16 protein-coding genes are annotated in these 14,805 nt (G+C 71.7%); 7 read left to right on the forward strand and 9 right to left on the reverse strand.

Features of this window, described 5'->3' with window-relative positions:
• Positions 1-67: 67 nt before the first annotated feature.
• Positions 68-319, forward strand: a complete 252-nt coding sequence (locus K6T13_RS10150; protein WP_222894467.1) for a DUF4242 domain-containing protein — start codon at positions 68-70, stop codon at positions 317-319.
• Between the two features lie 16 nt (positions 320-335).
• On the opposite strand, the gene K6T13_RS10155 is transcribed toward K6T13_RS10150, so the two are convergent.
• Both K6T13_RS10155 and K6T13_RS10160 read right to left on the reverse strand, forming a co-directional pair.
• Positions 336-554 carry a hypothetical protein gene (locus K6T13_RS10155; protein WP_222894468.1) on the reverse strand — a complete coding sequence of 73 codons (219 nt, stop codon included), beginning with the start codon at positions 552-554 and terminating at the stop codon, positions 336-338.
• On the reverse strand, positions 547-2,652 hold the full coding sequence (locus K6T13_RS10160; RefSeq protein ID WP_430228228.1) for a DNA gyrase/topoisomerase IV subunit B: 2,106 nt from the start codon (positions 2,650-2,652) through the stop codon (positions 547-549). Before K6T13_RS10160 ends, K6T13_RS10155 begins: the two co-directional genes overlap by 8 nt.
• Before the next feature lie 337 nt (positions 2,653-2,989).
• On the opposite strand from K6T13_RS10160, the gene K6T13_RS10165 reads away from it, so the two are divergent.
• The 3 genes from K6T13_RS10165 to K6T13_RS10175 all read left to right on the forward strand — a co-directional run bounded on the left by K6T13_RS10165 (position 2,990) and on the right by K6T13_RS10175 (position 4,611).
• Positions 2,990-3,223: a DUF7455 domain-containing protein gene (locus K6T13_RS10165; protein WP_222894469.1), complete on the forward strand. Its 234-nt coding sequence runs from the start codon at positions 2,990-2,992 to the stop codon at positions 3,221-3,223.
• 81 nt (positions 3,224-3,304) lie between these two features.
• A complete protein-coding gene (locus tag K6T13_RS10170) occupies positions 3,305-3,772 on the forward strand; it encodes a DUF456 domain-containing protein (protein ID WP_222898247.1) in 468 nt (155 codons plus the stop codon).
• Entirely contained in the window at positions 3,769-4,611 is an 843-nt protein-coding gene (locus K6T13_RS10175; protein WP_249423722.1) for an EamA family transporter, read from the forward strand. The genes K6T13_RS10170 and K6T13_RS10175 overlap by 4 nt, the downstream gene beginning before the upstream one ends.
• Here K6T13_RS10175 and K6T13_RS10180 read toward each other — a convergent pair whose 3' ends face one another.
• Positions 4,612-5,154 carry a hypothetical protein gene (locus K6T13_RS10180; RefSeq protein ID WP_222894470.1) on the reverse strand — a complete coding sequence of 181 codons (543 nt, stop codon included), beginning with the start codon at positions 5,152-5,154 and terminating at the stop codon, positions 4,612-4,614.
• A gap of 90 nt (positions 5,155-5,244) precedes the next feature.
• Here K6T13_RS10180 and K6T13_RS10185 point away from each other — a divergent pair, with 90 nt between their 5' ends.
• Positions 5,245-5,610, forward strand: coding sequence for a lipopolysaccharide assembly protein LapA domain-containing protein (locus K6T13_RS10185; RefSeq protein WP_222894471.1), 366 nt, complete (start codon positions 5,245-5,247; stop codon positions 5,608-5,610).
• A 9-nt stretch (positions 5,611-5,619) separates the two neighbouring features.
• Here K6T13_RS10185 and K6T13_RS10190 read toward each other — a convergent pair whose 3' ends face one another.
• From K6T13_RS10190 to K6T13_RS10200, 3 genes are read right to left on the reverse strand one after another with little or no spacing between them, the layout of a single operon-like run.
• Positions 5,620-6,258 carry a response regulator gene (locus K6T13_RS10190; protein ID WP_222894472.1) on the reverse strand — a complete coding sequence of 213 codons (639 nt, stop codon included), beginning with the start codon at positions 6,256-6,258 and terminating at the stop codon, positions 5,620-5,622.
• Positions 6,255-8,333, reverse strand: a complete 2,079-nt coding sequence (locus K6T13_RS10195) for a sensor histidine kinase (RefSeq protein WP_222894473.1) — start codon at positions 8,331-8,333, stop codon at positions 6,255-6,257. The genes K6T13_RS10190 and K6T13_RS10195 overlap by 4 nt, the downstream gene beginning before the upstream one ends.
• On the reverse strand, positions 8,318-9,022 hold the full coding sequence (locus K6T13_RS10200) for a hypothetical protein (protein WP_222894474.1): 705 nt from the start codon (positions 9,020-9,022) through the stop codon (positions 8,318-8,320). Before K6T13_RS10200 ends, K6T13_RS10195 begins: the two co-directional genes overlap by 16 nt.
• Before the next feature lie 174 nt (positions 9,023-9,196).
• On the opposite strand from K6T13_RS10200, the gene K6T13_RS10205 reads away from it, so the two are divergent.
• Positions 9,197-10,585 carry an NAD(P)-binding protein gene (locus tag K6T13_RS10205; RefSeq protein WP_222894475.1) on the forward strand — a complete coding sequence of 463 codons (1,389 nt, stop codon included), beginning with the start codon at positions 9,197-9,199 and terminating at the stop codon, positions 10,583-10,585.
• Positions 10,586-10,772: 187 nt separating this feature from the next.
• Positions 10,773-12,176: an HNH endonuclease signature motif containing protein gene (locus K6T13_RS10210; protein ID WP_222894476.1), complete on the forward strand. Its 1,404-nt coding sequence runs from the start codon at positions 10,773-10,775 to the stop codon at positions 12,174-12,176.
• A 64-nt stretch (positions 12,177-12,240) separates the two neighbouring features.
• On the opposite strand, the gene K6T13_RS10215 is transcribed toward K6T13_RS10210, so the two are convergent.
• The 3 genes from K6T13_RS10215 to K6T13_RS10225 form a co-directional block, all read right to left on the reverse strand.
• Positions 12,241-12,636, reverse strand: coding sequence for a hypothetical protein (locus K6T13_RS10215; protein WP_222894477.1), 396 nt, complete (start codon positions 12,634-12,636; stop codon positions 12,241-12,243).
• Between the two features lie 18 nt (positions 12,637-12,654).
• Positions 12,655-14,130 (reverse strand): RNA polymerase sigma factor, encoded by a 1,476-nt coding sequence (locus tag K6T13_RS10220; protein ID WP_249423723.1) that lies wholly within the window; start codon positions 14,128-14,130, stop codon positions 12,655-12,657.
• Between the two features lie 104 nt (positions 14,131-14,234).
• On the reverse strand, positions 14,235-14,801 hold the full coding sequence (locus K6T13_RS10225) for an HhH-GPD-type base excision DNA repair protein (protein WP_222894478.1): 567 nt from the start codon (positions 14,799-14,801) through the stop codon (positions 14,235-14,237).
• Positions 14,802-14,805 lie beyond the last annotated feature (4 nt).

Genomic DNA, 14,805 nt, shown 5'->3' on the forward strand with positions numbered 1-14,805 from the left:
GTCCGAGGAGGCCTAACATCGACGGAGACCCGCAGCTCGCGGGTCGTCCACAGGGGGGAGCTGCACCATGCCGCTGTTCATGGACGTCCACACGCTGGACGACAAGGTCGACATCGCGGACGTCGCGAAGGCCCACATGGCCGACCTGCAGACACAGGACCAGTACGACGTGAAGTACCTGCGCTACTGGGTCGACGAGTCACACGGCAAGGTCTTCTGCCTGGCCGAGGCGCCGAGCGCGGACGCCGCCGCCACGGTGCACCGGGAGGCGCACGGCCTGGTGGCCGACGAGATCTACCAGGTGCAGGAAGGCTCGTAGGTCGGGCGTCCGCTGGTCATCGGCCGCCCGCCGACTGGTGTTGGCGGTCGGTGGCGTCGTAGACGACGAAGGCGCCCGCGAAGCAGACCAGCGCGATGGTGCCGAGCACCCACACGGCGCTGGCGAGGGAGCCGTCGTCGTCGACCAGACCTGCCAGGAGGGCACTGGCGGCGGACACGACCGCGCCCAGCACCATCACGCGCGCCGCCGCCAGGCTTCCTGCCGTGTCACGCATCGAGCGCCTCCACGTCCACCTCGTAGGCCCCCTGGACGATGAACTCCTTGCGGGGCGCGACGTCGGACCCCATCAGCAGCTCGAAGACGCGTGAGGCGTCGTCGGCGTCGTCGACGGTGAGCCGCCGCAGCGTACGCCGCCGCGGGTCCATGGTGGTCTCGGCCAGCTGGTCGGCGTCCATCTCACCGAGGCCCTTGTAGCGCTGCACGGGGTCCTTCCAGCGCACGTTCTTCTTCTTCAGCTCCGCGAGCTTCCGCTGCAGCTCGTCGTCGGAGTAGGTGTAGATGTACTTGTCCATCCCCTTCTTGGGGTTGGACAGCTCGATCCGGTGCAGCGGCGGCACGGCGGAGAAGACTCGGCCGGCCCGGATCAGCTCGGGCATGTAGCGGAAGAAGAGCGTCGCGAGCAGGGTGCGGATGTGGGCGCCGTCGGAGTCGGCGTCGGCCATGAAGATCACCCGGCCGTAGCGGGCGGCCTCGAGGTCGAAGGTCCGCCCCGACCCGGCGCCGACGACCTGCAGGATCGAGGCGCACTCGGCGTTCTTGAGCATGTCGGCCACCGAGGCCTTCTGGACGTTGAGGATCTTGCCGCGGATCGGCAGCAGCGCCTGGAACTCAGAGTTGCGGGCGAGCTTGGCGGTGCCGAGAGCCGAGTCTCCCTCGACGATGAAGAGCTCGGTGCGCTCGGTGTCGGTGGCCCGGCAGTCGGCGAGCTTGGAGGGCAGCGCGGAGGACTCGAGGGCGTTCTTGCGGCGCTGCGTCTCCTTGTGCTGACGGGCCGTGATCCGGGTCTTGGCGGCGCCCGCCACCTTCTCCATCAGGCGCTTGGCCTCGGCCTTGTCGGCGCGCTTGGTCGAGGTCAGGAACTTCTTCAGCTCGGCGGCGGTGATCTTCCGGACCACGGTGCGCGCATCGGGCGTGCCGAGGATCTCCTTGGTCTGCCCCTCGAACTGCGGCTCTGCGAGGCGGACCGTCACCACGGCGGTCAGGCCCTCGAGGATGTCGTCCTTGATCACGTTGTCGTCGTTGACCTTGAGCACCTTCGCGGCGCGCATCGCGTCGTTGAAGGTCGAGGTGAGCGCCGCCTCGAAGCCGGCGACGTGGGTACCGCCCTTCGGCGTCGCGATCACGTTGACGAAGGAACGGAGCTCGGTCTCGTAGCCGGTGTCCCACCGGACGGCGATGTCGACGACCAGCTCGCGCTCGACCTCCTGGGGTGTCATGTGCCCCTTGTCGTCGAGCAGCGGCACCGTCTCGGTGAAGGTGTCCGACCCCTGCAGCCTGAGGACGCCGGTGACGGGCTCACCGTGGCCGAGGTAGTCGACGAACTCCGCGATCCCGCCGTCGTGCCGGAACTTCTCCTCGACCGGGGTGTCGCCACGCAGGTCGCGGATCACCAGCTCGAGGCCCGGCACGATGTACGACGTCTGCCGCGCCCGGCCGAGCAGCCCCTCGAACTCGAAGCGGGCGTCCTTGGTGAAGATCTGTCGGTCGGGCCAGAACCGGATGCGGGTGCCGCTCCGGGTCTTCGCGACCCGCTTGCCCTTCCGCGTCATCCCCGACTGCGGCTCGAACCCGGCCTGGGGCCCCTCGCCGTCGAAGACGCCGGCCACGCCGCGGCGGAAGCTGATGCCCTGCTGTGCGGGTGTGCGGTCGACGTCGATGTCCATGCGGGCGGAGAGAGCGTTGACCACCGACAGGCCGACCCCGTGGAGACCGCCCGTGGCGACATAGGAGCCACCGCCGAACTTGCCGCCGGCATGGAGCTTGGTGGCGACGACCTCGACGCCCGGCAGCTTGGTCTTGGGCTCCTTGTCGGTGGGGATGCCCCGACCGTCGTCGTAGACCTCGACGGAGTCGTCGGCGTGGAGGGTCACCTCGACCGTCTGGGCGTGGCCGGCCAGGGCCTCGTCGACACCGTTGTCGATGATCTCCCACAGGCAGTGCATGAGGCCCCGGGTGTCGGTCGAGCCGATGTACATGCCCGGGCGCTTGCGCACCGCCTCCAGGCCCTCCAGGACCAGCAGGTGGGCGGCGTTGTAGGTGTTGTCGGCGATGGCGCTGCTCCGTGTCCTCGTGTCGTTCCGTGCTCCCCGAATCTACCTGCGACACGCCGGGCGCCGGAGGAGGCACGCCTGCCGGGCCGTGGTGGGGCACGGGACTACCGTGGGCGCACTGCACCACCCGTGAGTCAGGTCACGATGCGGAAACGAAGCACCCCCCGTGCTCCGATTCGGCAACCTCGACCCCCACTCACGCGTCACACTCAGCAGAGGGGCCACCGGCCCCGGAGGGGAGGGACAGACCCATGAGACCCCGCCCCGCCCCCGCTGGCCCCCGTGATTGGATTGAGGTGTCAGGCACCACACGGCTCCGGGAATCCTTGGGACCCGTCGCTACGTTGTGCAAGACACCGAGACGAGAAATGAGGCCGATGTGACTACTGCCGTTGCCCCTGGTGCCCCCGCGCTGAGCGCTGCAGACCGCTGCGACCGCTGCGGAGCACAGGCCTACCTCCGTGTGGAGCTCCAGTCCGGGGGTGAGCTCCACTTCTGCGCCCACCACGCCCGCGAGCACGGCGACAAGCTGCGCGAGATCGCGGTCAACGTCCACGACGAGACCCACAAGCTCGAGGACACCCCGGCGATCGCCCCGGACGACGAGCACTGACCCCCTGACCCAGACTTCGCGAGGGCCCCGGACCAATCGGTCCGGGGCCCTCGTCGTCGTGCGAGGCTGACGCCCGTGACGATGGTGGAGCTGGTGGTCGCCCTGGCGATCTTGGTGGGGCTGGTGGGTGTCGTCGTCCCCGTGCTGCCGGGGTCGCTGCTCATCGGCGGGGCCGTCCTGCTCTGGGCCGTCGACACCGGCGGGCGAACGGCGTGGCTGGTCTGCGCCGTCGCGGTGACCGTGCTCATGATCGGCGCCCTGCTCAAGTACGCCGTGCCCGGTCGGCGGCTCACCGAGGCGGGGGTGCCCGCCCGCACCCTGTGGGTCGGTGCCGGCCTCGGGGCCGTCGGCTTCTTCGTCGTGCCGGTCGCGGGACTCGTGCTCGGGTTCGTCCTCGGCGTCTACCTCGCCGAGCGCCGCCGCCTGGGTGAGGCCGCGTGGCCCTCCACGCTCGCCGCCCTGCGCGCCGTCGGTCTGAGCATCGCCATCGAGCTGGCCGCCGGCGCGCTCGCCGCGGCCACCTGGGTGGCCGGCGTGGTCGCCACGTGATCGCGGTCGCGCTGGCACTGGCCTCCGCGGCGGCGTACGGACTCTCGGACTTCGTCGGCGGGGTGTTCTCCAAGCGCACGAGCCCGTGGACCATCGCACTGGTCGGCCAGGTCACCGGCGCCCTGGCGGTGCTCGCCCTCACCGCCGTCACCGACGGCACCGTCACGTCGCGCGACCTCCAGTGGGCCGCGGTCGCAGGGGTGGGCAACGGCCTGGGGACGGCCTTCCTCTACCGCGGCCTCGCCACCGGTCGCATGGGCGTGGTCGCACCCGTCTCCGGGGTCGGCGCGGCGCTGCTCCCGGTCGCCGTGGGGCTGCTCGCGGGCGAGCGACCGCCCCTGCTGGTCTGGGTCGGCATCCTGGCCGCCCTGCCCGGGATCTGGCTCGTGGCCCGCGAGCCGCGCACCGACGCCGCCGGGGGTTCCCCGCTGGGGTCAGGCCTCCTCGACGGGGTCCTGGCCGGTCTGGGCTTCGGTGCCCTGTTCGCGGCCTTGGCGCAGATCCCGGACGAGGCCGGCTTCCTGCCGTTGTCGGTCAACCAGCTCGTGGGCGCCGCCGTCGTGGTGGTCGTCGCCACCACGCTGCGTACGCCGTGGCTCCCCCGCGAGCCGGCGGCCGCCGCCGGGATCGCGACGGGGTTGCTCGGCGCGACGGCCACGGGAGCGTTCATGGTCGCGAGCCAGACCGGGCTGCTCACGGTGACCGCCGTCCTGGCCTCGCTCTACCCGGCCGTCACGGTGCTGCTCGCCGCCTGGCTGCTGCGCGAGCACATCCACCGACCCCAGGCCGTCGGTCTCGTGCTGTGCGGGGTGGCCGTCGCCCTCGTCGCCTCCGGCTGATCAGCCGGTGGTCAACCAGCGGGTCCAACGCCGGTGGCCCTTCAGCCAGTCGATGATCGGGTGCGAGCCGTCGAAGTGGTCGCGCATCTTGAGACCGATCCTCACCCGGTCGGCGTGCTCGAAGCACCCGCGGTCGAAGCGGACCCGGACGTAGTCCTGCCGCCAGGCGAACCTGGCGCGGTAGCGGCAGTCGACGGGTCCGCCGGCAGCCCTCCAGTTCCGCATCGGCAGCAGCACGTAGTCGCTGCCCGAGAACAACGGCAGCACGACGCCGTACTCCGGTCCGCGGGCGTCGACATCGGTGTCGATGAACACCGACAGCGTGGCGTGGCCCCGCTTCATGAGGTTGGGGAACGTCGTGCGTACCTTGACGTTGTCGACGCCGTGCCCGACCCGCACGTGTCGGATGTCGGTCGGCGACGGGCGCGCGTCGCGGCCGTCGTCGAGCGTGAGGCTCTCCGCGTGGGCCGGCGGTGCCAGGGTGAGGCCGGTGGCGACGACCGTCGCCACGGCGAGGACCCTGAGGCTGGTTCGTGCGGACATGGTGGCTCCCTCCCGATGGCTGGAGTCTGGCACCGCGCAACGCCTCCGGACATCGGTAGAACTACCGGTTCGAGCGGTAACCTCGGAGTCATGAGCGACTCCGGCTCCCCGACCAAGCCGACCTCCGAGCCTGCGTCGCAGTCCGCGGAGCAGTCATCAGGGCAGTCGTCAGGCCAGTCGTCGGCTGCCGCCGAGACCAGGGACCCGCTGCGCGGGTCCCGGACCAGCGGGCTCTGGTTCGCCGTGGTCTCCAGCGGTGTCGTCCTCGTGCTGCTGATCATCTTCATCGCCCAGAACACCGAGTCGGTGCGGATCACGTTCCTCAGCTGGGAGGGCGAGGCGCCGCTCGCGGTCGCGCTGCTCGCCGCCACGGTGGCCGGGCTGTTCCTGGCCGCGATCGCCGGCACCATGCGGATCTGGCAGCTGCGGCGGCGCGTCCGGCGCGAGTCCCGCTGACCGGACCCGTCAGGACCCCAGGCCCGCCTCGCGCGCGGCCACGATCGCCTGCGCGCGACTGTTCACGTCGAGCTTGGTGAAGATGCTCGAGACGTAGTTCCGCACCGTCTTGTCGGAGAGGTAGAGCCGCTTGGCGATGTCGGCGTTGGCCGCGCCTCTCGCCATCAGCTCCAGCACCTCCCGCTCGCGCTCCGACAGCGACGGAAACGGGGTGGCGGGGCCGCCCGTGGCGAAGAAGGAACGCATTCGGCGCGACACCTCCGGTCCGTAGACCGACTGCCCCCCGGCCACGGCGACGAGCGCGTGCTGGATCTCCTCCTGACCCGCCCCCTTGAGCAGGTAGCCGCTGGCCCCGGCGCGGACCGCCGCGAACACGGCCTGGTCGTCGTCCACCATCGACAGCACCAGGACCCGCACGTCCGGCAGCTCGTCCACGATCAGCCGCGTGGCCTCGATCCCGGACAGCTCAGGCAGCTGCAGGTCCATGAGCACCAGGTCGGGTCGCTGGTCCCGGACTGCACGAACGGCCTCGTGGCCGTCCGCTGCCTCCCCCACCACGGCGACCCCGAGGTCCTCGAGCAGCATGCGCAGCCCCTGGCGGAACACCGGGTGGTCGTCGACGAGCACGACGCGCAGCGGTGCACTCACGCCTCCACCGCCGACGGCCGCCGGGGAAGCTCGAGCCTCACGGTGGTCCCCCGGGTAGACGAGGAGACCCGGCACCACCCGCCGAGCTCGGTCGCCCGCTCCCGCATCGACACCGAGCCCACCCCGCTCGGTGTCCCGGGCGCGATCCCGGCTCCGTCGTCACACACGTGGACCCGGAGCACCTCCGACGTGCCGTCCAGCACCACCTCCACCCGACGGGCGTCGGCGTGGCGTCTCGCGTTGGTGACGGCCTCGGCCACGATCCGGTAGGCAGCGACCTCGACCGCCGCGGGCAGGTCGGTCAGGTCCCCCTGGGCCCGGACGGTGACCGCCGCGCCTCCCGGAGACGTGGTCGCCACCAGCGACTCGAGCGCCCCGACCAGACCGAGCTCGTCGAGCGCCGGCGGTCGCAGCCCGCGCACCAGCCGGCGTACGTCGGCGACCGCCGTGCGGGCCTGGTCGGTGGTCCGACGCGCGAGCTCGGCTGCGTGATCGGTCTCGCCGCGGGAGAGCGACGAGCCGACGACGTCGAGCCCCATGACGATGCCGGCGAGCTGGGGTCCCAGACCGTCGTGGAGGTCGCGACGCAGCCGGCGACGCTCGTCCTCCCGGGCCTCGAGCAGCATCCGGTGCGACTGGGCGAGGTCGCCGGTGAGACGCAGGGCGTAGGCGGCGGACGCCAGCGGGCCGGCGAGGGCGTGGAGCACCCGGTCGTCGGCGTCGGCCAGCACAGGCCGCCGTGCGTCGCGGGGAGCGACGAGCAGGCTGCCGACCGCGCGGTCGTGGAGCTCGAGCGGGATCACCGCCGGTGCCTCCGTCAGCTGACCCTCCTCGTGGCTGAACACGCCACCGCCGGGCAGATCGACGTGGATCCCCGTGCCGGGGAGTCGCAGCCCGTCACGGACCACGGCGGTCGCCGCCACGAGGGCCTCGCGTGGCGACCCCGCGTCACGCAACGTCCGGTCGAGGTCCCGCAGCAGTCGGTAGGGGTCGCCCCGACGGCCGTGGAACAGCCGGTCGACCAGCCGTTGCACGCGGATCCTCGCGGGGTGGAAGGCGAGCGCCACGGCGAAGGCGGCGGCGAAGGGGACGACTCCTCCGGACGTCCCCACGAGCGCGCCGACCCAGGCGACGAGCGCCACGTAGACGACCGCGGCGCCCGTGAGCAGCATGGCTGCGACGAGGGTCCGGTTGACCAGCAGGTCGAGGTCGTAGAGCCGGTAGCGCAGGGCGGCGACGGCGATTCCCGCCGGGACCAGCAGGACGACGAGGTTCAGCCACACCGACGGGGCCAGCAGCACGACAGCGACCACGAGGACCACGGCGTACCCCACCCAGCCGACCTGGCGTCGCTCCACGCCGTCGGCACGGAGCAGTCGCACCACGAGGGACACCAGGGAGACCCCGAGCAGCACGAGCACTCCGACGTCGAGCAGTGCCTCGACCGGCTCGACGGCGGCGTACAGCTCCGGGGCTGCCACCGGGTTGTCGATCGCCTCGAAGATGCTGACGGGCCCGGGGGCCAGCATGAACGCGAGCATGCCGAGCAGGCAGAAGACCCCCGCCGTCCAGGCCGGGATCCGCCAGATCGCGCCGGGCAGGGGGCGACCGTAGGGCACCACCTGGGGCAGCAAGGTGGACAGGAGCAGCCAGGAGGGGAACCACGCCCACCCCGACACCCATGCGGTCCACGGCGCGAGCACGGCGTCCGGAGGTGGTGACGACGACGCCTCGCCGCCGAGCACGTACGCAGTCCACGAGATCGAGCACGCATAGAGGGCCGCGGAGAAACCGACCGCGAGCAGGAGCCAGCCCATGCTCCGCGAGGCGCGCCGCCCCACCAGGAGCGCACCGGTGACCGAGAAGGAGGCACCGACCGCGACCTCGGGGCTGTCGGTGAGCTGCGCGAGGTAGCCGAAACCGCCCACCAGGGGGAGCGCGACGGCGGTGGCGGACAGCGCGCAGGCGACCACTGCCAGGAGCCGGGCGACCGCCACGGTCGCCCGGCTCCCCCGCTCCCCGTTCATGCGGACACCGTAGGGCCGCCGGTCGGCGAGCGTCAGGACTTCCGCCACGCCGCGGCACCGTCGCGCAGCACGTGGTGTGCCAGCCCGACCGCGCCCAGCAGGTAGAGCCAGTGTGGGTCGACCGGCCCGACCCCGCCGATCGTGAAGTCGAGCACGGCGAAGACCAGCCATGCGGCCGGGATCCAGCGCGGCACTCGGGCACCCACGACCAGCAGGCCCACGCACAGGACAAGCAGTCCGAGCGGCGCACCGATGAGGAAGGGCAACCCGAACGTCACCGCGAGCAGCGGGGCCCCGTCCATGCCGTGCAGGTACGTCGCGGCCGCCTCCCCCTCCGGGTCGAGGATCGCGGCGAGCTGGATCATCTCGGCGACGTGGACAGCCAGGAAGCCGAACATCCCCACGACGAGCATCGTTCCTGCCACCCAGCCGGTGCGGCGGGCGCGCCGTGCCAGCAGGTGGGCGGCCGCCACGAACCCGATCGCCATGAACGGCACGGCCAGCGTCCCGGCCAGGTGCATGGTCGTGAACAGGACCTCGTGCTCGTTGAAGACCCGGATCTGGTCGGCGACCTCGTCGGGTCTCTCGACGACCTGCCCGAGGACGGCCTGGAGCGTGTTGGCGCCGGCCCCCAGGACGAGGCCGGCGGCAGCCAGCCGGGCCCCGAACGGGACGGTGCGCCGCGACAGTGGCACGGAGCCAGCCGCGTCGGCCCGCGGCTCTTCGAGAGTGGTCATGGTGCTCCTCCGGTGACGGTGTTGCCGGGGGCACTCCCCCCGTGTCGCACCACGCTCCCGCCCCGCGCGTCCCGTTCGCACGGGAGCGGCGTCCCGACCTCGATGGGACAGCCGGTCTGCAGCAGAGATGCCGGAGCCTTCCGCACGGCGGTGTGCGCCGGGATACTCAGTGGCGTGGCGACGAACGCCGAGCTCGAGACCGACTACCTCGTCGTCGGATCCGGTCTCGCCGGGATGGCCTTCGTCGACACCCTCCTCGATGCCTCCGACGCCGACGTCGTGATGGTGGACCGGCGCCATGCTCCCGGTGGCCACTGGCTCGACGCCTATCCGTTCGTCCGGCTCCACCAGCCCTCCGAGTGGTACGGCGTCGGGTCGACGGCGCTGGACGACGACCGCCGCGAGGTCGACGGCCCCGAGCAGGGCTACTACTCCCGGGTCGGCGGCGGCGACCTGGTGACCTACTTCGACCGGGTGATGCGTGACCGGTTCCTGCCCTCGGGACGCGTCCGATTCCTCCCCATGACCGAGCACCTCCCCCCAGGCAGGCTGCGATCCCTGCTCGGCGGTCGGGAGACGACGGTCCACGTCCGGCGAGCGGTCGTCGACGCGACGTACACGCACTCGGAGAACCCCGAGAGCTATCCGCCGCCCTTCGAGGTCGACGTGGGCGCCCGTCTCCTCACGCCCTCCGCGCTCACGAGGCTTCGTGCCACGCCGGAGGCGGTGGTCGTCATCGGCACGGGCAAGACGGCCATGGACACGGTCGGCTGGCTCCTGGACGTCGGCTGCCCTCCCGACCGCATCGTCTGGGTCCGCACCCGGGAGGCCTGGCTGCACAACCGCCGCTACCTGCAGCCCGGCGAGCTCGCGGGGCTGACGGTGGAGGGGACCGTCTGCTTCCTCGAGGCGCTGGCCTCGGCGTCGACGACCACGGAGGTCTACGAGCGCCTCGAGGCGGACGGGGTCGTCCTCCGCATCGACCGCGACGTGTGGCCCACCGTGTTCCGCGGCCCCACGATCAGCGCGCACGAGGTCGAGCAGCTGCGTCGGGTCGAGCGCGTGGTGCGCAAGGGTCGGGTGACGCGGATCGGTCCGGGGTCGATGGATCTCGAAGAGGGCTCGGTCGAGCTGCCCGAGGGGGCGGTCTACGTGCACTGCGCGGCGCCCGGCCTGCCACGCAACCCCGCTGTCCCTGTCTTCGGTCCCGGGACCATCACGATCCAGTACCTCACCCGCGCGAGCATGTCGCTCAGCAGTGCCGCGATCGCCCGGACCGAGTGCCTCGACCTCAGCCTGGAGGAGAAGAACCGGCTGTGCCCGGCGATGCCCCTGCCCGGCACCCCCCGCGAGTACCTGCAGATGCTGCTCGGCGGGCAGGCGACCGAGCACCGGTGGCGCTCCCAGCCGGAGCTGGCCAGCTGGTTCGGCAGCACCCGGGTCAACGTCACCCGCAGTCGGAACGGCTCCTCGCCGACGTCGCCCGCGCTGCGAGCCCGGCTGCAGGCAGCCGCGGGTCCGGCGTACGAACGGCTCGACGACCTCGTCCGCAACGACCTCTGAGCTTGCCTCGGTCGGGTGACCCCGCATCCGACCCCTGGTCTCGACAGGCTCGACCAGCGTGTGGTCCCGGGGCGTTCACGCCGTCTCGACGCCACGTTGGTCGAGCTTGTCGAGACCCAGGTCCGGGGTGTGGAGAGCCGCTCAACCACGGGGGTTGCTGTCAGTGGTGAGTGCTTGAGTAGGGGTCATGGCGATCACCGCTCCCGAGCAGCCCGACACCCGCGCGGTGCCGGATGACGCTGCGGGGGTGCTGGCCTTCGCCCGCCAGCGTCGGGCGGCCGCTGATCGGGCTGAGGCCGAGTTGTTGGCGGCGGCGGTGCAGTGGGCGGTGATCCACCCCGCCGAGTCGGTGGAGGACGCCGAGACCTACACCTTCCGCTCCGGCCTGGAAGGGGTGATCCCGATCGCCGGGCCGGGTGCGCCGCTGGTGGCGGAATTCTCCGTGGCCGAGTACGCCGCCGCCCTCGGCCTGTCCACCGAGGCCGGCAAGCACTACCTCGGCCAGGCCGTCGAACTGCGCTACCGACTCCCCCGGCTGTGGCGGCGGGTGATGGCCGGGGACCTGCCGGCCTGGAAGGCCCGCCGGGTCGCCGACACCACCATCGGCGCCGACCTCACCCCCGCGGCCGCCGGGTTCGTCGACACCCATGTGGCACCGGTGGCCCACCGGATCCGCCCCACGGCCCTGGACCGGCTCGTGGAGGAGGCGATCGGCCGGTTCATGCCCGACCAGGCCGAACAGCGCCGCCGCGACGGCCTCGATCGGCGGCACTTCACCGTCGACCGCGACCACGTCTCCTTCGACGGCACCGCCTACGTCACCGGCGAGCTCGACCTCGCCGACGCGATCGACCTCGACGACGCCGTCCGTCACCTCGCCGGCCAGCTGGCCGACCTCGGCTCCGAGGCGACCCTGGACCAGCGCCGCGCCCTCGCGGTCGGCGAGCTCGCCCGCCGCCAACTCACCCTCGACCTCACCCCGCCGGAGGTTGAGGTGCGAGCGCAGCGAGCCACGAAACCCCCGGCCCCCACCCGCACACCGGTCCGCAAGACCGTGCTCTACCTCCACCTCAGCACCGACGCCCTCACCAGCACCGGCGACGGGATCGGCCGGTGCGAGACCACCCGCAAGCCGGTCACCGCCACCCAGATCCGCGACTGGTGCGGCCACCCCGACACCCACCTGGTGGTCCAGCCCGTCATCGACCTCAACGAGCACGTCCACGTCGACCAGTACGAGATCCCCCACCGGATCACCGAACGCGTGACCCTGCGCGACCTCACCTGCGTCTTCCCGCACTGCACCCGGCCTGCCCGCCGGCTCCACCCCGACCAGCACGGTTGCGACCACGACCACATCCGGCCCTACGCCGACCACCCCGAGACCTCCACGACCGGCATCGCACCGCTGTGCCGACGCCACCACCGCCACAAGACCCACGGCCACTGGCACTACGAGACCCCCGAACCCGGCAGCTACCGGTGGACCTCACCCCACGGCTACCACTACCTCCGCGACCACACCGGCACCACCGCCATCGACCCCGCAGACGGCGACCGGCCCGAGCCAGGCCCACCCGACCGAGATTGACCCCGCCCCACACCCCGCCCACACCACAGGGCGGGGGTTCCGGCACGCGTCGAGGGTCCGGGACTCAGTCGAGCAGGAGGATGCTCAGCGCCAGCGCGCCCCAGGCGCCGACCACGACGAAGATCAGCACCTCGACCGACTCCAGCCACGTCCCCGCCAGCGGCCCCACCAGGGGCTGGACGGTCACCGAGGCCAGCGCCACCAGCAGCAGGGTGATCGCGGCGAGCACCACCACGAAGGCACCGTCCGTCGCCTCCCCCGCCGCGACCGTCACCAGGGCCAGGAGCTCGGCCACGACCACCAGGACGAGGGCGACGACAGCAATCCAGAGGCCCGCCGCCCCCCGCAACCGGACGAGCACCCCGGAGGGCGCGTCCAGCCGCGCGACGGCGAGCCCGAGTGCGATCAGCAGTGTCGGGATCACGAGCGCGGCCACCTCGAAGAAGGTGAGGTCGACCACGGCTCCCCCGTTCCTGCGTCAGTCCAGGTAGTCGCGCAGCACCTGCGAGCGGCTCGGGTGACGCAGCTTCGACATGGTCTTCGACTCGATCTGCCGGATCCGCTCGCGGGTGACGCCGTAGACCTTGCCGATCTCGTCGAGCGTCTTGGGCTGGCCGTCGGTGAGGCCGAAGCGCATCGACACGACACCCGCCTCGCGCTCCGACAGGGTGTCGAGCACGGCGTGGAGCTGCTCCTGGAGCAGGGTGAACGACACGGCGTCGGCCGGGACGATCGCCTCGGAGTCCTCGATCAGGTCACCGAACTCGGAGTCGCCGTCCTCGCCCAGCGGCGTGTGGAGCGAGATCGGCTCACGGCCGTACTTCTGGACCTCGATGACCTTCTCGGGGGTCATGTCGAGCTCGATGGCGAGCTCCTCCGGGGTGGGCTCGCGCCCCAGGTCCTGCAGCATCTGCCGCTGGACCCGAGCCAGCTTGTTGATGACCTCGACCATGTGGACCGGGATCCGGATGGTGCGGGCCTGGTCGGCCATCGCACGGGTGATCGCCTGGCGGATCCACCAGGTCGCATAGGTCGAGAACTTGTAGCCCTTGGTGTAGTCGAACTTCTCGACCGCACGGATCAGACCGAGGTTCCCCTCCTGGATGAGGTCGAGGAAGAGCATGCCGCGGCCGGTGTAGCGCTTGGCCAGCGAGACCACGAGCCGCAGGTTCGCCTCGAGCAGGTGGTTCTTGGCGCGGCGCCCGTCCTCGGCGATCCACTCCAGCTCCTCGAGCAGCTTGGCGCTGATCTTGCCGCCCTTGGCGAGCTTCTCCTCCGAGAACAGGCCGGCCTCGATCCGCTTGGCGAGCTCGACCTCCATCTCGGCGTTGAGGAGCGGCACCTTGCCGATCTGCTTGAGGTAGTCCTTGACGGGGTCGGCCGTGGCGCCGGCGACGGTGACCTGCTGCTCGGGCTCACCGGACTCGTCGGTGTCGGAGACGACGAACGACGCCTCCTTCTCGTCCTGCTTGATCGTCGGGTCGGTCGCCACGTCCTTCTCGAACTGCTCGTCCGAGATGTCCGGCAGCACCTTCTTGCCGTCGGGACCCACGACGACCTGCTCGCTCGCCTCGGCAGACGCCTCCGGCTGGTCGGCGGCAGCCGACTTCTTCGCCGCAGCCTTCTTGGCCGGCGCCTTCTTCGCAGCGGCCTTCTTGGCCGGCGCCTTCTTCGCAGCAGCCTTCTTGGTGGCCGCCGAGGTGGTCTTGCGTGCCGTCGTCGCTGCCACGGCACGCCCCCCTGCGGGGATGTCCACCGAGATGCCGAGCCCACTCAGGTGCGCCATCAAGCCCTTGAGGTGGCGTGGCTCGACGGCGGCCTCCTCCGTGGCGTGGCGGACGTCCTCGGGGGTGACACTGCCGGACGGTCGGCCTCGGTCGATGAGGGCCAGCACGGCGGGATGTGCCAGCACCGCGGCGGGAAGCTGCTTGCGCGCGTTCGAGGACACGAACACCTCTCGTCAGGGGCACAGGGCGCGGCGAAGCCCGGATACGTCAAGAGCCGCGTGGCCATTCTGCCACGCGCCCCGCGGGGATCCGAAGCCAGTGGGCACGGGTGTCAGCCGGCAGCCTTCGCCGCGGCCTTCATCTGCTTCTTGTGGTCGCGCACCTTCTGCAGCGACTCGGCGTCCACGACGTCGGCCACGGAGCGGTAGCCGTCCTCGGCGTACGCGCCCACGACCTGCTCCCACCCCGGGGGCCGTACGCCGAGCTGCTTGGCCAGCAGCGCGACGAAGATCTGTGACTTCTGCTTGCCGAAACCGGGCAGCGCCTGGATCCGTCGGAGCAGGTCCTTCGCGTCGGTGGCACCCGTCCACAGCCTCGAGGCGTCGCCCTCGTGCTCGTCGGCCACGATCCGGGCGAGCTCCTGCAGCCGGCGTGCCATCGAGCCGGGGAACCGGTGGATGGCCGGCGGGGTGGCACACAGCTCGGCGAACTCGTCGGGGTCCGCGGCCGCGATCGCGGCCGGCTCGAGGCTCCCGAACCGGTCGAGGACCTTGGCGGGCCCGCGGAAGGCGTGCTCCATGGGGTACTGCTGGTCCAGCATCATGCCGACCAGCAGCGCGAACGGGCTCCCGGTCAGCACCTCGTCGGCGTGGTCGTCCCCGGTGATCGCGATGCCCATGGCG

The sequence above is a fragment of the Nocardioides coralli genome (assembly GCF_019880385.1).
Lineage (GTDB): Bacteria > Actinomycetota > Actinomycetes > Propionibacteriales > Nocardioidaceae > Nocardioides > Nocardioides coralli.